This window comes from Clavibacter sp. A6099 (assembly GCF_021919125.1).
GTDB lineage: Bacteria > Actinomycetota > Actinomycetes > Actinomycetales > Microbacteriaceae > Clavibacter > Clavibacter seminis.
This window is the reverse complement of record NZ_CP083439.1, coordinates 1544986-1569330: the sequence shown is the minus strand read 5'-3', so window position 1 is coordinate 1569330 and position 24345 is coordinate 1544986. Positions and strand designations below refer to the sequence as shown.

The following is a 24345-nucleotide window of genomic DNA, read 5'->3' as shown; positions in this document are numbered from 1 at the left end:
CGTACCCCGCGGCACCCCGAGGATGCCGGGCGATCCGCGTCCTCGCGGTAACCTCGCCCCTGGTGCGTCGCTGCGTCGCATCCGGCCTCCCTGCCGTTGCGGCCCACGCTGATCCACCGCCTGCCCCGCCCCCGACGGACCCCGCGCACGCACGCCCGCGCACCGCCGGCGGACGAGTCGACCCAACTGGAGGACCACTTGCACACCTGGCCCGGAAACCCCTACCCGCTCGGCGCGACCTTCGACGGGAGCGGCACGAACTTCGCGCTCTTCAGCGAGGTCGCCGAGAAGGTGCAGCTGTGCCTCATCGAGGAGGACGGCACCGAGACCCGCGTGGACGTGACGGAGGTCGACGCGCACGTCTGGCACTGCTACCTCCCGCACGTGCAGCCGGGTCAGCGCTACGGCTACCGCGTCACCGGGCCGTACGAGCCGGAGGACGGCCACCGGTCGAACCCCGCGAAGCTGCTGCTGGATCCGTACGCCAAGGCCACCTGCGGCGAGTTCGACTGGCACCCGTCGCTGTTCGCGTACGAGTTCGGGGACCCGTCGAGCCGCAACGACGAGGACTCCGGCCCGCACATGATGCTCGGCGTCGTGGTCAACCCGTTCTTCGACTGGGACGGCGACCGCCTCCCCCGCACCCCGTACAGCGAGACCGTCGTGTACGAGGCGCACGTGAAGGGGCTCACGCAGCTGAACCCGCGGATCCCCGAGGAGCTGCGCGGCACGTACGCCGGCATCGCGCACCCCGCCGTCATCGACCACCTGCAGAAGCTCGGCATCACCGCCATCGAGCTGATGCCCGTGCACCAGTTCGTACAGGACAACACGCTCCTGGAGAAGGGCCTCCGCAACTACTGGGGCTACAACACGATCGGGTTCTTCGCGCCGCACAACGCCTACTCGTCCACGGGAGAGCTCGGCCAGCAGGTGCAGGAGTTCAAGTCCATGGTGCGCGCGCTGCACGCCGCCGGCATCGAGGTCATCCTCGACGTGGTCTACAACCACACGGCGGAGGGCAACCACCTCGGGCCGACGCTCTCCTTCAAGGGCATCGACAACCAGGCCTACTACCGGCTCATGGAGGACGACCCCACCTACTACATGGACTACACGGGCACGGGGAACTCCCTCAACGTCCGCCACCCGCACGCGCTGCAGCTGATCATGGACTCGCTGCGCTACTGGGTCACCGAGATGCACGTCGACGGCTTCCGCTTCGACCTCGCGTCCGCGCTCGCGCGCGAGTTCTACGACGTCGACAAGCTCGCCACCTTCTTCGAGCTCGTGCAGCAGGATCCGGTGGTGTCGCAGGTCAAGCTCATCGCCGAGCCCTGGGACGTGGGCCCCGGCGGCTACCAGGTGGGCAACTTCCCGCCGCAGTGGACCGAGTGGAACGGCAAGTACCGCGACACCGTCCGCGACTTCTGGCGCGGCGAGGCCTCCTCGCTCGGCGAGTTCGCGGCGCGCATCACCGGATCCGCCGACCTCTACGAGCACTCGGGGCGCCGGCCGGTGGCGTCGATCAACTTCATCACCGCGCACGACGGCTTCACCATCGCCGACCTCGTCTCGTACAACGAGAAGCACAACGAGGCCAACGGCGAGGACAACAAGGACGGCGAGAGCCACAACCGCTCCTGGAACATGGGCGTGGAGGGGCCGACCGACGATCCAGCCATCGCGACCCTGCGGGGCCGCCAGCAGCGCAACATGCTCGCGACCATGATCCTGTCGCAGGGCGTGCCGATGATCCTGCACGGCGACGAGCTCGGCCGCACGCAGCAGGGCAACAACAACACCTACGCGCAGGACAACGAGATCAGCTGGGTGCACTGGGACCAGGCCGACCAGCCGCTCGTGGAGTTCACCGCATCGGTCGTGCGGCTCCGCAAGGAGCACCCGACCTTCCGACGCGGGCGCTTCTTCGACGGCCGCCCCGTGCGGCGCGGCGAGGGCGAGCCGCTGCCCGACATCGTGTGGCTCGACGCGGACGCGACGCCGATGGTGGACGACGACTGGGAGTCGGGCCTCCGCGCGATCGGCATGTTCCTCAACGGGAACGGGATCCGCGGGCGCGACCGCCGCGGCGAGGACATCTACGACACGCACTTCCTCCTCTACTTCAACGCGCACGACGAGCCCGTGTCCTTCACGCTCCCGTCGGACGAGTACGCGGACGCGTGGGAGACCGTGATCGACACCGCGGGCGTCGGAGCCGACTCGACGGCCCTCCGCGCGAGTAGCGTCGTGGACGTGGCGGCCAAGGCGCTCGTGGTGCTGCGCGCCTACACCGAGCCCGAGGTGGAGCCCGACCACTCGGTCGCGGCGAGCCTCGCCGTCCTCACCCACGCGCAGGCCGATCGGCCGGCCGCAGACCCAAGGAGCGACATCAGTTGAGAACCCCCATCTCCACCTACCGGTTCCAGGTGCGGGAGTCGTTCGACCTCGCCGCCGTGGCCGAGCAGCTGCCGTACGTGAAGGACCTCGGCGCGGACTGGGTGTACCTCAGCCCCATCCTCGCGGCCGAGCCCGGATCCGACCACGGCTACGACGTGGTCGACCACTCGCAGGTGGACCCGTCCCGCGGCGGCGCCGCCGGGCTCAAGGCCGTCGCGGACCGCGCGCACGAGCTGGGCCTCGGCGTGCTGGTGGACATCGTCCCCAACCACGTCGGCGTCGCGACGCCCGTCGAGAGCCTCTGGTGGTGGGACCTGCTCGCGCACGGCACCGCGAGCCGCTACGCCGACGCGTTCGACGTGGACTGGGACTTCGGCCGTGGCAAGGTGCGGATCCCCGTGCTCGGCGACGGCGAGTCCGAGCTCGACGAGCTCACGCTCGTGCACGGCGACGACGGCGCCGTCGAGCTGCGCTACTACGACCAGCGGTTCCCCGTCGCACCCGGCACGGCCGAGGACGACGCGGACGCCCGCACCGTGCACGAGCGCCAGTCCTACGAGCTGGTCAACTGGCGCCGCGCCGACGCCGAGCTCAACTACCGCCGCTTCTTCGCGGTGAACACGCTCGCGGGCATCCGCGTCGAGCTGCCCCGCGTCTTCGAGGAGTCGCACGCGGAGATCTCCCGCTGGTTCCGCGACGGCCTCGCCGACGGGCTGCGCGTCGACCACCCGGACGGCCTGCTCGACCCGAAGGGGTACCTCGACGACCTCGCGCGGATCACGGGCGGCGCGTACGTGCTCGTGGAGAAGATCCTCGAGCCCGGCGAGACGCTGCCCACCGACTGGGCGACCGCCGGCACGACCGGGTACGACGCGCTCGCCGAGATCGACCGCGTGCTCGTCGACCCCGACGGCCAGGTCGAGCTCGACCACCTCGAGGCGTCGCTCCGCGGCCTGCCGCAGGGCGAGCTCACCAGCTGGGCCGACATGATCCGCGGCACCAAGCGCGGCATCGCCGACGGGATCCTGCGCAGTGAGGTGCTCCGGCTCGAGCGCCTCGTCGAGGACGCGCCCGCCGACGCCGCCGACGCCCTCGCCGAGCTGCTCGCGACCTTCCCCGTGTACCGCAGCTACCTGCCGGGCGGGCTGCATCACCTCGAGGAGGCCGCCGAGGCCGCGCGTGCCAGCCGCCCCGACCTCGTCGCCACCATCGACGCGCTCATGCCGCAGCTCTCGGATGCGTCCACGCTCGTGGCCCAGCGCTTCCAGCAGACGAGCGGCATGGTCATGGCCAAGGGCGTCGAGGACACCGCGTTCTACCGGTACTCGCGCCTCGTCTCGCTCAACGAGGTCGGCGCCGACCCGTCGATCTTCGCGATCGACGTGGACGACTTCCACGCTCGTCAGCAGGAGCGCCACCGCATCGCGCCGCACGCGATGACCACGCTCTCCACCCACGACACCAAGCGCGGCGAGGACGTGCGCGCCCGCATCGACGTGCTCTCCGAGACGCCCGAGGCGTGGCGCGACGCGCTCGGCCAGCTCCGCGAGGTGGCACCGACCGGGGACGGCCCGTTCGAGAACCTGCTCTGGCAGACGCTCGTCGGCACCTGGCCCGCGTCGCGCGAGCGCCTCCACGCGTACGCCGAGAAGGCGTCGCGCGAGGCCGGCGACTCGACCACGTGGACCGCGCCCGACGAGGCCTTCGAGGAGCGCATGCACGCGCTCGTCGACGCGGCCTTCGACGACCCGCGCGCCCGCACGATCGTCGCCGGGCTCTACGACCGGCTCTCCGGCCCGGGCTGGTCGAACTCGCTGGCGGCCAAGGCCATCCAGCTCACCGCCCCCGGCATGCCCGACGTCTACCAGGGCAGCGAGCTGTGGGAGACGAGCCTCGTGGATCCCGACAACCGCCGCGAGGTCGACTTCGGCATGCGCCGCGCCGCCCTCGACGCCGTGCTCAAGGGCGCCGAGCCCGCGATCGACGAGACGGGGGCCGCCAAGCTCCTCGTCACGGCGCGCGCGCTCCGCCTCCGCCGCGACCACCCGGAGCTGTTCACGGGCTACGAGCCCGTGCGCGCAACCGGCGACGCCGCGGCCCACGTGATCGCGTTCGACCGCGGCGGGGCGATCACCGTCGCCACCCGCCTGCCCGTCGGGCTCGAGACCGGCGGCGGCTGGGGATCCACCTCCATCGCCCTGCCCGAGGGCGCGCTCGTCGACCACGTGAGCGGCCGTCGCCTCGACGGCGGGCGCGTGTCCGTCGCCGCGCTCCTCGCCGACTACCCGGTCGCGATCCTCGCGCCCGCATCCACCGCAGCCGACCTCACCCCCGGGAGCCGAGCATGACCGACGACCGCTTCGACATCTGGGCCCCGAAGGCCCGCACCCTCGCGCTCTCCGTGGGCGACGAGCGCCTGCCGCTCTCGCCCGTCGGCGACGGCTGGTGGACCCTCGACGCCGACCGCGCAGAGTCCCTGCCCTCCGGCGACCTCGACTACGGCTACCTCGTGGACGACGCGGACACGCCGCTGCCGGATCCGCGCTCGCGTCGCCAGCCCGAGGGCGTCCACGGCCGCTCGCGGACGTACGACCCGTCGTCGTTCGCGTGGACCGACCAGGCGTGGACCGGCCGCCAGCTCGCCGGCGCCGTGATCTACGAGATGCACATCGGCACGTTCACGCCCGACGGCACCCTCGACTCCGCCATCGACCGGCTCGACCACCTGGTCGCGCTCGGCGTCGACCTCGTCGAGGTGCTGCCGGTCAACGGCTTCAACGGCACGCACAACTGGGGCTACGACGGGGTGCTCTGGTACACGGTGCAGGAGACGTACGGCGGACCCGAGGCGTACCAGCGCTTCGTCGACGCGTGCCATGCCCGCGGCCTCGGCGTGGTGCAGGACGTCGTGTACAACCACCTCGGCCCGTCCGGCAACTACCTGCCCGTCTACGGCCCGTACCTCCACGAGGCGTCGGCGAACACGTGGGGATCCAGCCTCAACCTCGACGGCGAGGACTCCGGCCCCGTGCGCGAGTACATCATCGACAACGCGCTCATGTGGCTCGGCGACTACCACGTCGACGCGCTGCGGCTGGACGCGGTGCACGCGCTCGTGGACGACACGGCTACGCACCTCCTCGAGGAGCTCGCGGTGCAGGTGGACGTGCTGTCCGCGCACGTCGGGCGTCCGCTCACGCTCATCGCGGAGTCCGACCTCAACGACCCGAAGCTCATCACCTCGCGCGAGGCGCACGGCTACGGGCTCGACGCGCAGTGGAGCGACGACTTCCACCACGCGGTCCACGTCGCGCTCACGGGCGAGACCACCGGCTACTACGAGGACTTCGCGTCGCTCGAGGCGCTCGCCAAGGTCATCACGCGCGGCTTCTTCCACGACGGCACGTGGTCGTCGTTCCGCGGACGCGTGCACGGGCGACCGCTCGACACCGAGCGGATCCCGGCGCACCGCCTCGTGGTCGCGAACCAGAACCACGACCAGATCGGCAACCGCGCGACGGGCGACCGCCTCACGGCGACGCTCGACGAGGGCGGGCTCGCGCTGGCCGCGGTGCTCACGCTGACGTCGCCCTTCACGCCCATGCTCTTCATGGGCGAGGAGTGGGGCGCCACCACGCCGTGGCAGTTCTTCACGTCGCACCCCGAGCACGACCTCGGCGAGGCGACCGCGAGGGGACGCATCGCGGAGTTCGCGAAGATGGGCTGGGACGAGTCGGTCGTGCCGAACCCGCAGGACCTCTCCACGTTCCAGGACTCCAAGCTCGACTGGTCGGAGCTCTACGGCGCCGCGGCAGCCGACTCGCAGCATGCCCGCCTGTTCGCGCTCTACTCCGAGCTGATCCGCCTGCGCCGCGCGCACCCCGACCTCACCGACCCCCGGTTCGCCGAGGTCGAGGTCGAGGTGCACGAGGAGGCGCGCCTGCTCGTGATGGACCGCGGCGAGCTGTCCATCGTGGTCAACCTGTCCGACGAGGAGCGGCGCGTGCCCGTCGTGGGCGAGCGCCCCGCGCTGCTGCTCGCGACGGCGCCGGGCGTCGCGCTGGGGGACGACGAGGTCGTCCTGCCCGCGCGCTCCGCCGCGATCCTCGGACCGGTCGCGGACTCCGCGGAGGCTCTGCTGGCCTGATCCACCGCGCCAGGGGCGGGGACCGACGCGGCGCGCGAGCGCACGTCGGGCCCCGCCCCTGGCGCGTCACGTCACCGTGATACGGTGCCGACGCCGCGGCCCGGCGGCCCCCCCCTCGACGCGAAGGAACTCCCCCGTGCGCATCTCCGTCATCGGCTGCGGCTACCTCGGCACCGTCCACGCCGCGTGCATGAGCCGCCTCGGGCACGACGTGGTCGCCATCGACGTGGACGCCGCGAAGATCGCGTCGCTGCAGACCGGCGTCGCCCCGTTCTTCGAGCCCGGCCTGCCGGATCTCCTCACCGAGCAGCTCGCGACCGGCCGCCTCCGCTTCACCACCGACACGGCCGAGGCCGCCGGATCCCGCGTGCACTTCATCGCCGTCGGCACGCCCCAGAAGCGCGGCGAGAACGCGGCGGACATGACCTACGTCGACGCCGCGGTCGATGCCCTGATCCCCCACCTCGCGCCCGGCGACGTCGTGGCCGGCAAGTCCACCGTGCCCGTGGGCACCGCGCGCCGGCTCGCGGAGCGCATCGAGGCACGCGTCCCCGGCGCGACGCTGGTGTGGAACCCGGAGTTCCTGCGCGAGGGCTTCGCGGTCGAGGACACGCTCACGCCCGACCGCTTCGTCTACGGCCTGCCCGCGGGCGACGCCGGCGAGGCCGCGCGCTCCGCGCTCGACGAGGTCTACGCAGCAGCCCTCGGCACCGGCACCGCCCGCGTCACCACCGACTACGAGACCGCCGAGCTCGTGAAGGTCTCCGCCAACGCGTTCCTCGCCACCAAGATCTCCTTCATCAACGCGATGGCGGAGGTGTGCGAGGCCACGGGCGCCGACGTCACGCAGCTGGCGGACGCCATCGGGTACGACGACCGCATCGGCCGCCGCTTCCTCAACGCCGGCATCGGCTTCGGCGGCGGCTGCCTCCCCAAGGACATCCGCGCCTTCATGGCGCGCGCGGGCGAGCTCGGCGCCGACCAGGCGCTCACGTTCCTGCGCGAGGTCGACTCCATCAACATGCGCCGTCGCGTTCGCGCGGTCGACGTGGCGCGCGAGGTGTGCGGCGGATCCCTGCTCGGCCGCAACATCGCCGTGCTGGGCCTCGCCTTCAAGCCCGAGTCGGACGACGTGCGCGACTCCCCCGCGCTCAGCATCTCCGCGCAGCTGCAGCTGCAGGGCGCGCGCGTGCTCGCCACGGATCCGTACGCCAATGAGAACTCGCGCCGCCGCTTCCCGGAGCTCACCTACGTCGACACGTGGCAGGAGGCGGCGCGCGACGCGGACGCCGTCCTGGTGCTCACCGAGTGGAAGCAGTACCGGGCGATCGATCCCGCGGAGCTCAAGGCCATCGTGACGACGCCCGTCATCGTCGACGGCCGCAACTGCCTGGATCCCGTCGCGTGGCGCGCCGCCGGGTGGCGCTACCGCGGCATGGGCCGGCCCTAGGCGTCCGGGGCCGCCGCGCCACCGGGTGCGGGGCGGCGCCGGCGCGGGTCAGCGCGGGGTGGTGGCCGCGATGCCGAAGAGGGTGCCGCCCGCGACGACGATCGAGAGCACGAACGCGACGGGGATGAGCAGCAGCAGTCCGTTGAGGATGAGGCCGGTGATGGCGAAGCCGCGGCCGGCCGGCTCCTTCCTGATGCCGATGATGCCGAACACGAGCCCGATGAGCGGGCAGAGGAACGTCCAGAAGAAGAACACCGAGACCAGGCCGAGGATCATCGAGGTGAGGCTGAGGCCCTTGGGCGGCGCGGCCGCGTAGACCGGCTGGCCCCAGGCGACCGCCGCCGGGGAGGGCGGGACCGGCGCGGGTGCCAGGCCGTAGGGGGCGGCCGCCGGATGGGCGGCGGGCGGCGCCAGCGGCATGGCGGCCGGCGGCGTCGGAGCCGCTCCTTCCGCCGCGGGGCTGTGGTCGTCGGATGCGGGCGCGGCGGGATCGGTCATGGTGGTCCTCGTCAGTCAGGCGGGTGTCCGGGGAGGGTACCGCGCGCGGCCGCCTCCATGCGCGGATCCGACACGGTAGCCCGCTTCACCCCGGGCTTCCGCAGGAGCGAGGCCGGGCCGATGGCACCGCGTCCGAACCGCGCGGCCGCCTGGTCGACCGTGCGCTCGGCCTCGCGCCAGCCCTCGTCCGCGTCCCACAGGGCGACGGCGCGGTTGTCGGCGTCGTCGAGCTGCTCGGCGCGCACGCCCACCAGCCGGATCCGGTCGCCGGGTCGCGCGACCTGCTCGTACACGTCGCGGATCTCGTCGTAGATGCGCCGCGCGACATCTGTGGGCTCCGACAGCGTGCGGGAGCGCGTGATGGTGCGGAAGTCGGAGTAGCGCAGCTTGAGCGACACGGTCCGTGCCGTGAGTCCCGCGCGTCGCAGCCGCTCGGCGACGCGCGTGGCCTGGCCGAGGAGCTCCCGGCGGACGATCTCGGGATCCGTCACGTCGTCGTGGAACGTGTTCTCGTGCCCCATGCTCTTCTCCTCGCGGTGCGTGCTGACGCGCCGCGGATCCCGCCCCCAGGAGAGGTCGTGCAGCCGGGCGCCCGCCGACTCGCCGAGCATCGACTGGAGGGCGGGAAGCGGGGTGTCCGCGATGTCGGCCACCGTGCGGAGCCCGCGCCGGAGCAGCGCCTCCTCGGTCGTCCTCCCCACGCCCCAGAGCGCGCCGACCGGCAGGGCGTGCAGGAACGGCAGGGTCTCGGCTGCGGGGATGACGAGCAGGCCGTCGGGCTTGCAGCGCGTGCTCGCGAGCTTGGCGACGAACTTGGTGGAGGCCGCCCCCACCGAGCAGGTGAGGCCGGTCTCGGCGTGCACGCGGCGCCGGATCATCGCGCCGATCTCGGCCGGCGGGCCGAACAGGCCGCGGGCGCCGGCGACGTCGAGGAACGCCTCGTCGATGCTGAGAGGCTCGACGAGCGGAGTGACGTCGCGGAAGATGCCCATCACGACGCGCGACCAGTGCGCGTACTTCTCCATGTGGCCGCCGATGACGGTGGCCTGCGGGCAGAGGCGGAGCGCCTGCGCCATGGGCATGGCAGAGCGGACGCCGAAGCGGCGCGCCTCGTAGGTGGCGCTCGTGACCACTCCGCGACCCGACGACCCGCCCACGATGACCGGGGTTCCGCGGAGCTCCGGCCGCTCGAGGAGCTCGACCGCGGCGAAGAACGCGTCCATGTCGATGTGCAGGATGGTCGCCTCGGAGTCGTCCGCGCTCGCGTCGGATGTGCGCCTCGTCGATCCGTCCTGCCTGCTCATGTCGTCCCCACGCTAGCCCGGGCCGCCGACATCGACCGCCCGAGTCGGGCGGCGACGGGTGCCCGCTCGAGGACGGGCTGGGTCAGGCCGCGGGCTGCGCGCGGTGCCCGGCGTCGTCGCCGCGACCGTGATGGGGATCCGCGGACGACGCCGGCCTCCCCTCCAGCCGCGCGATGCGCTTGAGCGCCGCCTCGTGGCTCGTGGACTGCTCGCCCATCACGCGCCCGGCGACGCCGAGCATCACCCGGGTCGACGCGAGCGCCGGGAGCGGGAAGGGGCCGAACGAGGCCTTGTCGAGCCCGAGGAGCTCGCGGTACCGCGGCTCGAGGGACGCGACGGCGCCCGCGAACAGCACGCGGTAGGCCGGCAGCATCGAGGCGCGGAGCGGCGGCTCGCGGAGGAAGGAGATCGTCTCGCGGGTACGCTCGTCGGCGCGGAGGAGGCCCTGGTCGTGGAACGCGTCGATCTGCGCGTGCAGCTCGGCGTGCGATCGCGGCGGCGTCTCGACGCCCATGAGCTCGCCCGCCTTGGCCCACTCGGCCACGTACCGGTCGGGCCCGCCCGGGATCGGCGGCCCCCACTGCATGTGCGTGCTGAGGAACGCGTCGGTGAAGACCATGTGCACCCAGGCGAGCAGGTCGGGGTCGTTCGCGCTGTAGGGGCGCTCGACGCCGTGGCCGTCGACGTAGGTGCCCTGCACCTTGCGGTGGTAGCCGCGGACGCGCCGGCTGACGTCGACGGCGGTGTCGCGGTCGCCGAACGAGGTGGTGATGACCCAGCGCACCGTGCCGGCCAGCCGGCCGAGCGGATCCTCGCGGTAGCGCGACCAGTCGTGGACCCCGGCCATGGCGCCCGGGTGCAGCGTCTGCATGAGGAGGGCGCGGATCCCCGCGACGAGCGTCGGCATCCCGCCGTGCACGGCCCAGACCGCGGAGCCGGGCCCGAACCAGCCGGCGTCCTCGCCGTCCTCCAGGTCCTGGATCCACTGGGGTCGCCCCTCGGAGTCCGCGGAGAACGTCTCCAGGATGTGGGACTTCCAGCGCTCCGCGAATCTGCTCACGTGATCGAACCTATCCCCCCGCCCGCGCCGTGAGGAGGCCGCGACGCCCCCGATCCGTGCCGGATCCCGACGGGCGCCCGGGCGTCACCCCCGTACTGGGGGACGCGGGGGTCAGGAGTCGAGGAGCGCCACGAGCGCGGCGACCGTGCGCGCGTTCCTCGCGGTGACGGACGCCCCGAGCCCGCGCCAGAACGCCGGCGGCACGCGCGAAGCCGAGACGCCGTCGGGGTGCCAGGAGTACACGGCATCGTGGCCGACCTCGACGAGGTCGGGCGCGATGTCGGCGGCGGGCGGCGGCGCGGGCAGCGGATCCTGCGGCCGGTCGAGGAACGAGACGATGAGGCGGGACGGGTCGTCGGCGACCGCGCCGAACGGGACGCCGGCCGCGATGCGCCGGAAGTCGTCGGCGGGCACGAGGTGGACGTCCGCGGTCACGCCCGTGGCGAGCCGCACCGCGTCCTCGATGGCCACCGCGGCGCCCCGGCCTACCGGCCGCTCGTGGTCGACGACGGCGTTCCCGCTCCGCAGATGGATGCGGACGCGCAGGTAGCCGAGCCCCTCGAGCGCCGCGGTCAGCTGCGCCATGGGCACCTGCTTCGCCCGCCCGACGTTGATCCCGCGCAGCAGCACGACCGATCGCTCCATGCGGCACCCGCTCCCCGCGGCTCCGTCGCCGTCCGCCCCAGTGTGGCCCGGCGGGACGCCGCCGTCACTCCCCCGAGGGGCCGAACTGCTCGATGCGGATCGCATCGCGGCCGACCCCGGCGTCGAGCAGCAGGAGCGTCGCCCCGCCCGCGAAGGCGGTGGATCCGCAGACGAGCGCGACCCCGGCGCCCGCGGCGAGCCCCTGGACCTCCTCGGCCCGGAGGCGGCCGAATCCGCGCGCGCCGTGCCGCTCCCGCGTGGTCGCGACGAGGGCGCCCGCGTCCTCGAGCTCCGCGCGGCACGGGACGTCGGCCGCCGTGCGCGCCGAGACGGCCACGCGGACGAGGTGCGGCACGCCGAGGTGCCGTGCGTGGCGGACCATCGCCACGAGCGGGACCGCGCCGGTGCCGCCGCCGAGCGCGACGGCCGGGGTCGCGCCGTCCCAGACGAAGAAGCCGCCGATGGGCAGGCGCATCTCGATCTCGTCGCCGACCCGGGCGACGTCGGCGAAGAAGCCGCTCACCTCGCCGTCCTCGTAGCGCTCCATCAGCAGCTCGACGCCCTCCTCGTGCGGAGCGGACAGGATCGAGTACGAGCGCTGCGCGGTGTAGCCGTCCGCCGCGCGCAGCCGCACGACGCAGTGCTGGCCGGGCAGGTGCGGGATCCGGTCGGGCACGTCGAACCGCAGCAGGACGGTCGTGGGCGTCGGGTGCTCGAGCGCGGTGATGGTCGCCGTCCGCCACTCGCCGCCGACCGAGGCCGGGACGGCGGGCACGCGGGCGGGTCCGGATGCGGACCCGCCCGCGGGTGCCGCGGCGATCAGCGGTCTCCCTGGTAGCGCTGCTCGCGCCACGGGTCGCCGCGGTCGTGGTACCCGTTGCGCTCCCAGAAGCCCTGCTGGTCGCGGTCGAGGAGCGTGAGGCGGGCGATCCACTTGGCGCTCTTCCAGAAGTAGAGGTGCGGCACGAGCAGCCGCGCGGGGCCCCCGTGGTCGGCCGTGAGCGGGCGGCCGTCGGCCTCCCACGCGATCCACGCCCGGCCGCCGCGGAGGTCCGCGAGGGGGAGGTTGGTCGTGTAGCCGGAGTGCGAGGTCGCGAGCACGAAGCGCGCCTCCGGGAGCGGACCCGCAGCGTCGAGCAGGCTGTCGACGCTGACGCCCGCGAATCGCGTGTCGAGCCGGGTCCACGTGGTGACGCAGTGGATGTCGCCCGCGTACTCGGAGCGGGGCAGTGCGTGCGCCTCGTCCCAGTCCCAGGTGGTGGGGCGCTCGACGAGGCCGTCGACGGCGATCGACCAGCGTGACTCCGGCAGGTTCGGGACGGCCTCGGCGGTGAGGACCGGCCAGCCGCCCTGGGTGTCGTACTGGCCGGGCGGGAGGCGGTCGGCCGGGCCCTTCCGCGGGCGGCCGACGAAGCCGCGGGTGATGCCGGTCATGGGCGCCTCCTCGTGGGGCGATGGGTGGGTGTGCGTCCATCATGCCGCGCGGGTCGGGCCGCGTAGCGTGGAGCGGGTGACCGCATCGCTCGTGATCCTCAGCGACACCCACCTCCCGAAGCGCGCGAAGGACCTGCCGCGGGCGCTCTGGCGGGCGGTCGACTCCGCCGACGTCGTGATCCACGCGGGCGACTGGGTCGACGAGCCCGCCCTCGACGCGCTCGAGGCCCGCGCCGCTCGGCTCCTCGCGTGCTGGGGCAACAACGACCCTGCGGGGCTGCGGGCACGGCTGCCGGAGACGGCGCGCGCGGTGATCGAGGGGATCCGCTTCGCCGTCACGCACGAGACGGGCGCATCCGCGGGCCGCGAGCGGCGGATGGACGCGGCCTTCCCGGACACCGACGTGCTCGTCTTCGGCCACAGCCACATCCCGTGGGACACCGTGACGCCCTCAGGGCTCCGGCTCCTCAATCCCGGCTCCCCCACCGACCGGCGCCGCCAGCCGGACTTCACGTGGATGACCGCGACGGCCGACGCGGGACGGCTCGACGTGCAGCTGCACCGGTCGGCGACGCGCGACTAGGCGACCAGCCCGCCAGGCGGTCAGGCGCCCGCGCTCCCGCTCCCGCTCCCGCTCCCGCAGAAGTCGAGGATCGCGCCCTCGAGCACGTCGGCGAGCCGGCGGATCGAGTCGACCTCGGCCCACTCCTCGTCGGCGTGCGCGCCGCCGCCCGTGACGCCCAGGAGGATGCACGGGATCCCCGCCTCGTGCACGAGGCCGGCGTCGGTCCAGAACGGCTCTCCGCGGTGCGGGACGGGCGATCCGGTGATGCGCGCCCCGCTGTCGAGCACGGCGCGTGCGAGCGGCCCGTCGACGTCGGCCTCGAACGCCGCGCGGGCGACGAGCACCTCGAGCTCGACGTCCATCCCGGGTGTGCGGGCGGCGACCGCGTCGAGCGCCGCGCGCAGCTCGGCCTCGACGTCGGCCGTCGACTGGCCGGGGAGGAAGCGGCGCTCGATCGTGAGGACGCAGGAGTCGGCGACCGTGGCCGCGTCCGAACCGCCGTGGATCCGGGAGACGCGCACCGCGCCCGTCCCGAGGAGCGGGTGGCGGGGCCCCGCGGCGAGGCGCTCGGCCAGCGCGTCGAGCTCGCGGAGCACCAGCCCCGCGTGCGCGATCGCGTCGACGCCCTGCTCCGGCATGGACCCGTGCGCCGCGCGCCCGCGGAGGCGGATCTCGTACCAGCCGAAGCCGCGGTGGGCGACGATCGCCTCCGACTGGCTGGGCTCGGAGATCACGGCCCCGTCGATGCGCGTGCCCTCGGCGGCGAGAGCACGGAGCGCCTCCTCGGTCCCCACGCTCGCGAACTCCTCGTCGGCGACGAGCGCGAGCACGACGTCCCCGCGCGTGCCGATCCACCGGGCGCGGTCCGCGGCGACCATCATCGCGGCGAGGCCCGCCTTCATGTCGAAGGCCCCGCGACCGAGGAGGCGTCCGCCATCGATCCGCGGGAGCAGGCCGCCGCGCTCGGGATCGCCGGGCGGCACGGTGTCGAGGTGCCCGTCGAGGAGGATCGTGCGCCCGCCGCCCGTGCCGCGCGCGGTCGCGAGGACGGTCGGACGACCGGGCGTCCCCTCGAGGACGCGGACGTCGAACCCGCGGGCGCGGAGCCACGCCTCGACGTGCGCGGCGATGGCGGTCTCGCCCGCTGCGCCCGGCACGAGGTCGGGGTTGGTCGAGTCGATGCGGATCAGCTCGGCGGCGAGGTCGACGGGATCCACGATCGCCGCGACGCCGCTGTCGGGTCCCGTCACGTTGCCGCTCACGCGCGCGGCGGCAGGTCGTCGGCGGGCAGCGCGGGGACCGCCTCGTCGGCGTCGTCGACCAGGCGCAGCGCGCTCTGCGGCACCACGACCCGACGGCCGGCCGCGCCGTCGTCGTCCGATCCGAGCTCCACGACCCAGGACCGGCCGCGCGCGGTCGGCACGGGGCTGACGCTGCGGAGGCCGTCGGAGGCGGAGGCGACCACGAGGCCGACGGGCTCCCCGTCGAGCGCGGGATCGCCCGTGGCGGCCGCGCCGTCGAGGATCACGACCACGGCGCCGACCCCGATCGCGTGCGACCCGTCGCTCCCCCGCTCATCCTCGGATCCGTCCCGGCCGCGTCTCATCCACATGCCCCGATCCTCCCATCGGCGGCCCCCGACGTCCTGTCGGCGCGCGGCCCCGCACCACCCGCACGGGCGACGCCCGGCCGACCTCGCTAGCGTGGGGATCCCACCCGCAAGAGGAGTCCGCGTGCCCCGTCCCACCGACATCATCATCAGCCCGCTCGACGGGAAGCGCGCCGTCGTCACCGGCGGCAACAGCGGCCTCGGCCTCGAGACCGCGCGCCGGCTCGCCGCGGCCGGCGCGTCCGTCGTGCTCACCTCCCGCGACCCCGAGCGCGGCGAGGACGCGGCCGGCTCCATCCGCGACCGCCACCCCGGCGTCCACGTCGAGGTCGGATCCCTCGACCTCGCCGACCTCGCGTCCGTGCGCGCCTTCGCCGACCGCGAGATCGAGCGCGGGCCGATCGACATCCTCGTCGACAACGCCGGCGTCATGGCCCCGCCGGACCGGCGGGAGACGGCCGACGGGTTCGAGATCCAGCTCGGCACGAACCACCTCGGCCACTTCGCGCTGACCGGCCTGCTCCTGCCGGCGCTCCGGGCCGCCGACGCGCCCCGCGTGGTCGTCGTCTCGAGCCTCGCGCACTGGATGGGCCGCATCGCGTTCGGCGACCTCCAGTCCGAGCGGAGGTACAGCGCCTGGGCGGCGTACGGCCAGGCCAAGCTCGCCAACCTCCTGTTCATGCGGCGCCTGCAGGCGCTGTCCGAGGAGCGCGGCTGGGGGCTCACGGCCGTCGCCGCCCACCCCGGCGTCACGTCCACGAACCTCGCGAAGAACGGACCCGGATCCGGGCCCCAGGGGGTCATGAGCGACCTGGCCGCCAGGTTCGGGCCAGCCGCGCTGGGCCAGGACGTGCGCGTGGGCGCCCTCCCCCAGATCCAGGCAGCCACGGGCCTCGGCGTCCACCCCGGCGACTACTACGGCCCCGCGGGCGCAGGCGGCATGAGCGGCATGCCGCACCTGGCCGCGTCGAGCCCGTGGTCGAAGGACCCCGAGCTCGCCCGCCGCCTGTGGGACGCGTCGGAGCAGCTGACGGGCGTCGTCTACCCCGCGTAGCCCGGGACCGATGCACGACCGATGCGCCCGGGTTCCGCCCGGGCGCATTCCCTATGGTGGGGACATGAGCATCGACGCCGACCGCCCCTGGGTACGCAGCTACGCGGACGGGGTGTCGGCAGACATCCCGCCCGTCATCGGGTCCCTGGTCGAGATGGTCGAGCGCTCCATCCAGCGGCACGCGAAGGCCGTCGCCCTCGAGTTCTTCGGCCGCGAGACGACGTACCGCGAGATGGGCGACCAGATCGCGCGCGCCGCCGAGGGCCTCCGCCGCCTCGGCGTCCGCAAGGGCGACCGCGTCGCGCTCGTGCTGCCGAACTGCCCGCAGCACATCGTCGCCTTCTACGCGGTGCTCCGGCTCGGCGCGATCGTCGTCGAGCACAACCCGCTCTACACGCCGCGGGAGCTCCGCCACCAGTTCGAGGACCACGGTGCCCGCGTCGTCATCGCCTGGAACACGGTCGTCGGCACCATCCAGGACATGCCGCGGGACGTGCCCGTGGACACGATCGTCTCGGTCGACCTGCCCGCCGCGATGCCGCTGGCGACGCGCCTCAAGCTCCGCCTCCCGGTGCCCGCCGCCCGCCGCGCCCGCGCCGCGATCACCGCGCCCGTGAAGGACACCGTCACCTGGGAGACGCTGGTCGACCACCGCCGCATCGCCGCATCCCGCCCCAGGCCCGAGCTCGACGACGTCGCGATCCTCCAGTACACGAGCGGCACGACGGCGAGCCCCAAGGGCGCGATCCTCACGCATCGCAACCTGCACGCCAACGCCATGCAGGGACGCGCCTGGGTGCCCGGCCTCGCGGACGGCGGCGAGACCGTCTACGGCGTGCTGCCGATGTTCCACGCCTACGGCCTCACGCTCTGCCTCACGTTCGCCATGGCGATCGGCGCGCGCCTCGTGCTCTTCCCCAAGTTCGACGTGGACCTCGTGCTCGCCGCCGCGCGGAAGCACCCGCCGACGTTCCTGCCCGCCGTGCCGCCCATCTACGAGCGGCTGGCGCGCGGCGCGAAGGAGAAGCGCGTGGACCTCACGGACGTCCGGTTCGCGATCTCCGGCGCCATGAACCTGCCGGTCCCCACGGTCGAGCTGTGGGAGGGCCTCACGGGCGGCTACCTCGTCGAGGGCTACGGCCTCACGGAGACGTCGCCCGTCGCGCTCGGCAACCCCATCGGCCCGTCGCGGCGGCCCGGCACCGTGGGCGTCCCGTTCCCGAGCACCCAGGTGCGCGTCGTGGATCCCGAGGATCCCACCGTCGACCGCGCACCCGGCGAGGAGGGCGAGCTGCTCATCCGCGGTCCCCAGGTGTTCCAGGGCTACTGGCGCCGCCCCGACGAGACGCGCGCCGCGCTCCTCGACGGCGGCTGGTTCCGGACGGGCGACATCGTGCGCGTCGACGCCGACGGCTTCACGACGATCGTCGACCGGATGAAGGAGCTCATCATCACGGGCGGCTTCAACGTCTCCCCCAGCGAGGTCGAGGACGTCGTGCGCGGTGCGCCGGGCGTGCAGGGCGTCGCCGTGGTCGGCCTCCCGTCGGCGGACGGCGGCGAGGACGTCACGGCAGCGGTCGTCCTGGATCCGGGATCGACGCTCGACGAGGCCGCGATCCGCGCGTACTGCCGCGCCCACCTCACGGCCTACAAGGTCCCCCGTCGCGTGATCCAGGTGGACGCGCTGCCCACGTCGCTCATCGGCAAGGTGCTCCGCCGCCAGGTGCGCGAGGAGCTGCAGCGCGAAGGCTGACCGCCGCCTGGCAGGACCGGGCCGGGAGGCCTCCGCGGGGGTGCGCCGGTCCTACGGTGGAAGAGCACGTTTCGTGCACCAACCATCGAAGGAGCCACATGACTCGAGGCATCGCCGTCGTCACCGGAGGATCGGCCGGACTGGGCCGCGCGACCGTACGGGAGCTCGCCGACCGTGGCTGGGACGTCGCCGTCCTCGCGCGCGGCGAGGACGGGCTCGCGGGCGCGGTCGCGGACATCGAGGCGCGCGGCCGCCGCGGCCTCGGCATCTCCACCGACGTCGCCGACCGCCTCGCCGTCGAGGCCGCTGCCGACCGCGTCGAGGACGAGCTCGGTCCCATCGACCTGTGGGTCAACGACGCCATGGTCGGCGTCTTCGGTGAGTTCCTCACCACGGATCCGGCCGACTTCGAGCGCGCCACGGCCGTCAACTACTTCGGCTTCGTCAACGGCACGCGCGCCGCGCTCAGCCGCATGGTGCCGCGCGACCGGGGCCACGTGATCCAGGTCGGCTCCGCGCTCGCGCACCGCGGGATCCCGCTCCAGGCCGCGTACTGCGCCGCCAAGCACGCCGTGCAGGGCTTCACCGAGTCGGTGACGACCGAGCTGATCCACAACGAGAGCAAGGTGCGCATCTCCACGGTCGACATGCCGGCGCTCAACACGATCCAGTTCAACTGGGTCAAGTCGCAGCTGCCGCACCACCCGCAGCCCGTGCCGCCGATCTTCGAGCCCGAGGTGGGCGCGCAGGCGATCGCCGCCGTCGCCGAGAAGCCGAAGCGCCGCAACTGGGTCGGCGAGCCGACCGTGATGACCGTGCTCGGGAACCGCTTCGTCGCGAACTGGCTCGACGGCTACCTCGCGAAGACCGGCTACAGCGGCCAGCAGGCCGAGGACAAGACGCAGCCCATGCTGACGACGAACCTCTACACGCCGACCGCGGGCGACCAGGGCGCGCGCGGCATCTTCAGCGACCGCGCGCGCATGACGAGCCCCCAGGTCTGGATCATCCGCAACCGCGCGAAGACCGTCGCGATCGGCGCGGGTGCCCTCCTCTCCGGCGTCGTCGCCGGGGCCGCCGCGCTGCGTCGCCGATAGCCTCGACGCATGGGTGACATCGACGTGATCGTGGTCGGATCCGGACCGAACGGGCTGGCCGCGGCCGTGACGATGGCGCGCGCGGGCCTCCGGGTCGAGGTGCACGAGCGGGCCGACACGATCGGCGGCGGCAGCCGCACGGCCGAGCTCACGCTCCCCGGCTTCCACCATGACATCTGCTCCGCCGTGCACCCGATGGCGCTCGCGTCCGGCTTCTTCCGGGCGTTCCAGCTCGACCGCCGCATCGACCTCGTCGTGCCGGAGATCTCCTACGGGCACCCGCTCGACGGCGGCGTCTCGGGCATCGCCTACCGCGACATCGACCGCACGGCCGACGCGCTCGGCGTCGACGGGCGCGCGTGGCGGCAGCTGATGGGGCCGCTGGCCGCGCAGGCCGACCGGGTCGCCCAGTTCACGAACGGACCGCTCCTGCAGGTGCCGCGGCACCCGCCGACCGCCGTCCGCCTCGGCCTCCGCGCGCTCGAGCAGGGATCGCCCGCCTGGAACGCGCGCTTCCGGGGCGACGTCGCGCCCGCGATGTTCACGGGGGTCGCCGCCCACGCGATCCAGACGATGCCGAGCGTGTCGACGGCCGCCGCCGCCCTCTCCCTCGGCGCCTACGCCCACGCGCGCGGCTGGCCGGTGCCGATCGGCGGCAGCCAGTCCATCGTCGACGCGATGGTCGAGGACCTGCGCGCGCACGGCGGCGAGGTCGTCACCGGATCCGAGGTACGCACGCTGCGCGAGCTGCCGGCCGCCCGCGCGGTGCTCCTCGACACCAGCGCCCGGGCCCTCTCGCGCATCGCGAGCGACCGCCTTCCCGCGCGCTACCTACGGGCCCTCCGCCGCTTCCGCTACGGCAACGCGGCCTCCAAGGTCGACTTCGCGCTCTCCGGCCCGGTGCCGTGGACCGATCCCGAGCTGCGGAAGGCGGGCACGCTGCACGTCGGCGGCACGCGGGCCGAGATCCAGCGGGCGGAGCGCGACGTCGCAGCCGGCCGCCACAGCGACGACCCGTACGTGCTCGTCGCGCAGCCCTCGATCGACGACCCCGGTCGCGCGCCCGCGGGCAAGCACGTGCTGTGGGCGTACACGCACGTGCCCGCGGGATCGACCGTCGACCAGACCGAGGCGATCACGCGGCAGATCGAGCGCTTCGCTCCGGGCTTCCGCGACCTGATCCTCGCCTCCTCCAGCATCGACGCCGTCGGCATGGAGGAGCACGACCCCAACTACATCGGCGGCGACATCGCGGCCGGTGCCGCGAGCGTCTGGCAGCTGCTCGCGCGCCCGGTGCTCTCGCCGGATCCGTGGCGCACGCCGGCCGCGGGCGTCTACCTCGCGTCGAGCTCGGCGACCCCGGGCCCCGGCGTCCACGGCATGGCCGGGTACCAGGCGGCCAGGAGCGCGCTGCGGCACGAGTTCGGCATCGACCGCGGGCCGGACCTCTCGCTGTAGCAGCGGGGCCTTCGGGCGTCGAGCCCCGCTGACCGATCACGCGGCCCTGGACGCGCCCGCCAGACTGGGACCATGTCCGTGACCCGCCGCCGCATGCAGTGCTCGCCCGCCGACGTCGCCGAGGTGGTGGCCGACGGCTGGCTGTTCCCCGCGTGGGTCGTCGGCGCCTCCCGGATGCGGGCCGTCGACGACGCCTGGCCGGCTGTCGGCGCGCAGCTGCACCACTCGTTCGGCTCGTGGCCCGTGCTCATCGACGACGCGACCACGGTGCTCGACTGGCATCCGCCGCGCCGCATGGTCATGCAGCCGAAGGGCTGGCCGCTCGGCGAGGCGCGCGTGACGCTCGAGGTGCGGACGCTGCCCGGCGGCTGCGAGGTGCGCATGACCGAGGAGGCCGTGCGCGGGCCGGGTCGCCTCGTGCCCGCGCCCGTGATGGACCTGCTGCTGCACGCGCGCAACGTGGAGACGCTGCGCCGACTGGCGTACCTCGCCGAGGGGCGGCGCGCGGGCCGGGGCTGACCGCCGCGTCGACCGCGGATGCGGCGCCGCCCGCATCCCCCGACAGTCGCCTCCCCGTCACGGGCGACGACACGCCCGCGGCCTAGGGTGGGAGGGGTGACCACCCCCACCGACCGGCCCTGGCTGGCCAGCTACGCGCCCGACGTCCCGCACGAGATCGATCTGCCGCAGGGATCGCTCGTCGACATCGTCGACCAGTCCGTCCTGCGCTTCCCCGGCGGCACCGCGCTCGACTTCCTCGGGGCGGAGACGAGCTACCGGGATCTCGGCGAGCAGATCGCGCGCGCTGCCCAGGGACTCGCCGACGCGGGCGTCCGCGCGGGCGACCCCGTCGCGATCGTGCTGCCGAACTGCCCGCAGCACGTCGTCGCGTTCTACGCGGTGCTGCGACTGGGCGCGGTGGTCGTCGAGCACAACCCGCTCTACACGCCGCGCGAGCTGCAGCACCAGTTCGAGGACCACGGCGCGCGCACCGTCATCGCGTGGGACAAGTCCGTCGCGACCATCCAGGGGCTGCCGGACGGCGCGCGGCCCGAGCGCATCGTCTCGGTCGACGTGACGCGCGCCATGCCGACGCGCACCCGGCTGCTCCTCCGCCTCCCCGTCCCGAAGGCCCGCGCGGCCCGCGCCGCGATCGCCGCGAAGGTCACCGGCACGATCACCTGGGAGCGGATCTCCGCCGCCGCGCCCCTGCCCGTCGACCACCCGCGCCCGGCGGCGACCGACCTCGCGGTGATCCAGTACACGAGCGGCACGACGGGCGCGCCGAAGGGCGCCGAGCTCACGCACCTCAACCTCAGCGCGAACGCCGCCCAGTCCCGCGCGTGGGTCCCCACGGTGTCCCGCGGCACCAGCGTCGTGTACGCGGTGCTGCCCATGTTCCACGCGTACGGGCTCACCCTCTGCCTCACCTTCGCGATGAGCATGGGCTCGCGGCTCGTGCTCTTCCCCCGCTTCGAGCCCGGCCTCGTGCTGCAGGCGATCCGCCGCCACCCGCCCACGTTCCTGCCCGCCGTGCCGCCCATCTACAAGCGGCTGCGCGAGGCCGCCGAGGTGGAGGGCGTGTCGCTCGCCGGCATCTCGATCTCCATCTCGGGCGCCATGGCCCTGCCCGAGTCGGTCGTCGTGCCGTGGGAGGAGCAGACCGGCGGCTGGCTGGTCGAAGGCTACGGCCTCTCGGAGTGCTCGCCCGTGCTGATGGCGAACCCGGTCGGCGACACGCGTCGCGCCGGGACGGTCGGGCTGCCGCTGCCGAACACGGAGGTGCGCGTCGTGGATCCCGAGGACCCGACGATCGACCGGCCCGCGGGCGAGTCCGGCGAGCTCCTCGTGCGCGGACCCCAGGTGTTCCGCGGGTACCACGGCCGCCCCGACGAGACCGCCGCCGTGCTGCTCGAGGGCGGCTGGTTCCGCACGGGCGACGTGGTCACGATCGACGAGGACGGCTTCGTGCGCATCGCCGACCGGATCAAGGAGCTCATCATCACGGGCGGGTTCAACGTGTCGCCGTCCGAGGTCGAGGAGGCGGTCCGCGGGCTGCCTGGCGTGCGGGATGCCGCGGTCGTCGGGATCCCGCGCGACGACGGCGACGAGGAGGTCGTCGCCGCCGTGGTCCTGCAGGAGGGCGCGACGCTCGACGAGCAGGCCGCGCGGACGACGCTGCGCGCCGAGCTCGCGGCCTACAAGGTGCCGCGGCGGATCGTGGTGCTCGACGAGCTGCCGACGTCGCTCCTCGGGAAGGTGCTGCGCCGGAAGGTGCGCGAGGGGATCGTCGAGGCCGGGTAGGCGTTCGGCCTCCCGCCGGGACGCGACGCCGCGGCGACGCGACGCCGCGCTAGAAGAAGTCGCCGCCCCCGAAGTCCCCGCCGCCCATGTCGGCGCCGCCGCCGAAGTCGCCGGCCCCGAAGTCGCCGCTGCCGAAGTCGCCGGCGCCCGCGTCGGCGCCGCCCGCATCCGTCGTGCCCGCGTCCGCGCCGCCGTCGGCTCCCGCGTCGGCACCGCCGTCGGCACCGTCCGCGCCGGCCTGGTCCTGCCCGACCGCGTCCGGGATAAGCGCCTGCGCGATGGCCGAGCCGACCACGACGCCGGCGATCGTGCCGAGCATGGATCCGGCGATCATGCCGCCCATGCCCATCCCGCCGCCGGCGCCCGCGAGCCCGCCGCGCGGCCCGAGGGTCCGCTCGAGCGTGCCCGGTGCGCGCATCTCCGAGCGCGTGGCGGAGCGGGCGAGGGACTCGGGGCGGTCGTCCACGGGCGCGTCGCCCTCGGCGGCGTCCGAGCTGAGCTGCCGGAAGAGGATCTCGCGCTGCTCCGGGGTGAGCTTCCGGAACGCCTCGAGGTGCACCTCCTCGATCCGCTCCGGCGGCGCGGTGCGGAGCAGGTAGCGATAGCGCTCCACCGCGACCTCGTCGGCGCTGCGCTCGCGCGGCGCCCCGCCCGATGAGCGGTCGCGTCCCTCGTCGGGCTGCTCGTCGCGGCCCAGGAGCCTGTCCAGGAATCCCATGGTGGTGCCTCTCGCCGGGGCCGGATCGGCGGGTGTCGCCGACCGCATCAGCCTCCGGCCACCGTACGGGCCGGGGCCGGGAGCCCCGTGGGAGGCGGGTGCGCATCGCCCGCGCGGGGCACGGCGTCAGCGGTCGTCCGCGCCCCTGCCCTGCTGGACGCGGCGGCGCACGGCGCGGCCGATGAGCGCGAGCAGCAGGATCCCGAGCACCGCGTACACCGCGTAGTCAAGGTAGTGCGCGTACGCGTCGATCAGCTCGTACTGGCTGCCGAGCGCCGCGCCCAGCCCGATGAGGGCGCCGTTCCAGAGGCCGCTGCCGGCGATCGTGTAGAAGCTGAACTGGCCGACGGGCATGCCAGCGGCACCGGCCGGCAGGGAGATCAGGCTGCGGACGCCGGGCACGAGACGGCCGAAGAACACCGCCGAGCGGCCGTGCCGGTGGAACCAGGCGGCGGCCACCTCGAAGTCGTGGCGCTCCACGAGCGGCAGCTTCGCGAGCACGCGGATCGTCCGTTCCTCCCCCGCCCTCCGGCCGAGCCAGTAGAGGAGGAGGGCGCCGAGGTACGCCCCGAGCGTGCTGGCGACGATGACGAGCACCAGGTTCATGCGCCCCGTGGCGGCGACGAAGCCGGCGAGCGGCAGCACCACCTCGCTGGGGATGGGCGGGAAGACCGTCTCGACGAAGGTCATGGCGCCGACGCCCGCCTCGCCGAGCGCCTCGATCACGCGGGCCGCGGCGCCCACGAGCCCGTCGAGGCCCTGGAGCGGATCCCCGCCCGTCGCGGCGGGACGGACCCCGGCGATCGTCGTCGGCAGGAGGGGCGGCGGCAGGAGAGCGGTCACCCG

The 24345-nt window shown here is 74.0% G+C and carries 21 protein-coding genes; 11 read left to right on the top strand and 10 right to left on the bottom strand.

Features of this window, described 5'->3' with window-relative positions; all coding sequences use genetic code 11:
- Positions 1–198 precede the first annotated feature (198 nt).
- The 4 genes from glgX (at position 199) to KYT88_RS07395 (ending at position 8000) form a co-directional block, all read left to right on the top strand.
- On the top strand, positions 199–2403 hold the full coding sequence (gene glgX / locus KYT88_RS07410; protein ID WP_043587200.1) for a glycogen debranching protein GlgX: 2205 nt from the start codon (positions 199–201) through the stop codon (positions 2401–2403).
- The gene (gene treY, locus KYT88_RS07405; protein WP_043587202.1) at positions 2400–4751 is read left to right on the top strand and encodes a malto-oligosyltrehalose synthase; all 2352 of its coding nucleotides are present in this window, start codon (positions 2400–2402) and stop codon (positions 4749–4751) included. Before glgX ends, treY begins: the two co-directional genes overlap by 4 nt.
- A complete protein-coding gene (gene treZ / locus KYT88_RS07400; protein WP_043587204.1) occupies positions 4748–6550 on the top strand; it encodes a malto-oligosyltrehalose trehalohydrolase in 1803 nt (600 codons plus the stop codon). Before treY ends, treZ begins: the two co-directional genes overlap by 4 nt.
- Before the next feature lie 136 nt (positions 6551–6686).
- Complete coding sequence (locus KYT88_RS07395) at positions 6687–8000, top strand: UDP-glucose dehydrogenase family protein (protein ID WP_043587206.1); 1314 nt, start codon at positions 6687–6689, stop codon at positions 7998–8000.
- A 48-nt stretch (positions 8001–8048) separates the two neighbouring features.
- Here KYT88_RS07395 and KYT88_RS07390 read toward each other — a convergent pair whose 3' ends face one another.
- From KYT88_RS07390 to KYT88_RS07365, 6 genes are all read right to left on the bottom strand, one after another.
- Positions 8049–8498, bottom strand: a complete 450-nt coding sequence (locus tag KYT88_RS07390) for a DUF4190 domain-containing protein (RefSeq protein ID WP_043587208.1) — start codon at positions 8496–8498, stop codon at positions 8049–8051.
- Between the two features lie 11 nt (positions 8499–8509).
- Complete coding sequence (locus KYT88_RS07385) at positions 8510–9802, bottom strand: DNA polymerase IV (RefSeq protein WP_043587209.1); 1293 nt, start codon at positions 9800–9802, stop codon at positions 8510–8512.
- 82 nt (positions 9803–9884) lie between these two features.
- Positions 9885–10862, bottom strand: a complete 978-nt coding sequence (locus KYT88_RS07380) for an oxygenase MpaB family protein (protein ID WP_043587211.1) — start codon at positions 10860–10862, stop codon at positions 9885–9887.
- A gap of 111 nt (positions 10863–10973) precedes the next feature.
- Complete coding sequence (locus tag KYT88_RS07375; protein ID WP_043587213.1) at positions 10974–11507, bottom strand: DUF1697 domain-containing protein; 534 nt, start codon at positions 11505–11507, stop codon at positions 10974–10976.
- A gap of 64 nt (positions 11508–11571) precedes the next feature.
- On the bottom strand, positions 11572–12282 hold the full coding sequence (locus tag KYT88_RS07370) for an FAD-binding oxidoreductase (RefSeq protein ID WP_237583829.1): 711 nt from the start codon (positions 12280–12282) through the stop codon (positions 11572–11574).
- A 44-nt stretch (positions 12283–12326) separates the two neighbouring features.
- Complete coding sequence (locus KYT88_RS07365; protein ID WP_043587217.1) at positions 12327–12941, bottom strand: sulfite oxidase-like oxidoreductase; 615 nt, start codon at positions 12939–12941, stop codon at positions 12327–12329.
- Positions 12942–13017: 76 nt separating this feature from the next.
- Here KYT88_RS07365 and KYT88_RS07360 point away from each other — a divergent pair, with 76 nt between their 5' ends.
- Positions 13018–13524 (top strand): metallophosphoesterase family protein, encoded by a 507-nt coding sequence (locus KYT88_RS07360; RefSeq protein ID WP_043587218.1) that lies wholly within the window; start codon positions 13018–13020, stop codon positions 13522–13524.
- A gap of 20 nt (positions 13525–13544) precedes the next feature.
- Here KYT88_RS07360 and KYT88_RS07355 read toward each other — a convergent pair whose 3' ends face one another.
- Together KYT88_RS07355 and KYT88_RS07350 are read right to left on the bottom strand one after the other, a co-directional pair.
- Complete coding sequence (locus KYT88_RS07355) at positions 13545–14756, bottom strand: M20/M25/M40 family metallo-hydrolase (protein WP_043587922.1); 1212 nt, start codon at positions 14754–14756, stop codon at positions 13545–13547.
- Positions 14757–14764: 8 nt separating this feature from the next.
- On the bottom strand, positions 14765–15118 hold the full coding sequence (locus KYT88_RS07350; protein WP_043587219.1) for a hypothetical protein: 354 nt from the start codon (positions 15116–15118) through the stop codon (positions 14765–14767).
- A gap of 121 nt (positions 15119–15239) precedes the next feature.
- Here KYT88_RS07350 and KYT88_RS07345 point away from each other — a divergent pair, with 121 nt between their 5' ends.
- The 6 genes from KYT88_RS07345 (at position 15240) to KYT88_RS07320 (ending at position 22781) form a co-directional block, all read left to right on the top strand.
- Positions 15240–16169, top strand: coding sequence for an oxidoreductase (locus KYT88_RS07345; RefSeq protein WP_043587221.1), 930 nt, complete (start codon positions 15240–15242; stop codon positions 16167–16169).
- A gap of 64 nt (positions 16170–16233) precedes the next feature.
- The gene (locus KYT88_RS07340) at positions 16234–17922 is read left to right on the top strand and encodes a long-chain-fatty-acid--CoA ligase (protein WP_043587223.1); all 1689 of its coding nucleotides are present in this window, start codon (positions 16234–16236) and stop codon (positions 17920–17922) included.
- A gap of 98 nt (positions 17923–18020) precedes the next feature.
- A complete protein-coding gene (locus KYT88_RS07335) occupies positions 18021–19019 on the top strand; it encodes an SDR family oxidoreductase (protein WP_043587224.1) in 999 nt (332 codons plus the stop codon).
- Between the two features lie 9 nt (positions 19020–19028).
- Positions 19029–20477: a phytoene desaturase family protein gene (locus tag KYT88_RS07330; protein ID WP_043587226.1), complete on the top strand. Its 1449-nt coding sequence runs from the start codon at positions 19029–19031 to the stop codon at positions 20475–20477.
- Positions 20478–20549: 72 nt separating this feature from the next.
- Entirely contained in the window at positions 20550–20996 is a 447-nt protein-coding gene (locus KYT88_RS07325; RefSeq protein WP_043587228.1) for an SRPBCC family protein, read from the top strand.
- A 96-nt stretch (positions 20997–21092) separates the two neighbouring features.
- Positions 21093–22781: a long-chain-fatty-acid--CoA ligase gene (locus KYT88_RS07320; RefSeq protein ID WP_043587230.1), complete on the top strand. Its 1689-nt coding sequence runs from the start codon at positions 21093–21095 to the stop codon at positions 22779–22781.
- Between the two features lie 49 nt (positions 22782–22830).
- On the opposite strand, the gene KYT88_RS07315 is transcribed toward KYT88_RS07320, so the two are convergent.
- Together KYT88_RS07315 and KYT88_RS07310 are read right to left on the bottom strand one after the other, a co-directional pair.
- Positions 22831–23499, bottom strand: a complete 669-nt coding sequence (locus tag KYT88_RS07315) for a hypothetical protein (RefSeq protein WP_043587231.1) — start codon at positions 23497–23499, stop codon at positions 22831–22833.
- A gap of 126 nt (positions 23500–23625) precedes the next feature.
- Positions 23626–24342: a DedA family protein gene (locus KYT88_RS07310; RefSeq protein WP_043587233.1), complete on the bottom strand. Its 717-nt coding sequence runs from the start codon at positions 24340–24342 to the stop codon at positions 23626–23628.
- Positions 24343–24345 lie beyond the last annotated feature (3 nt).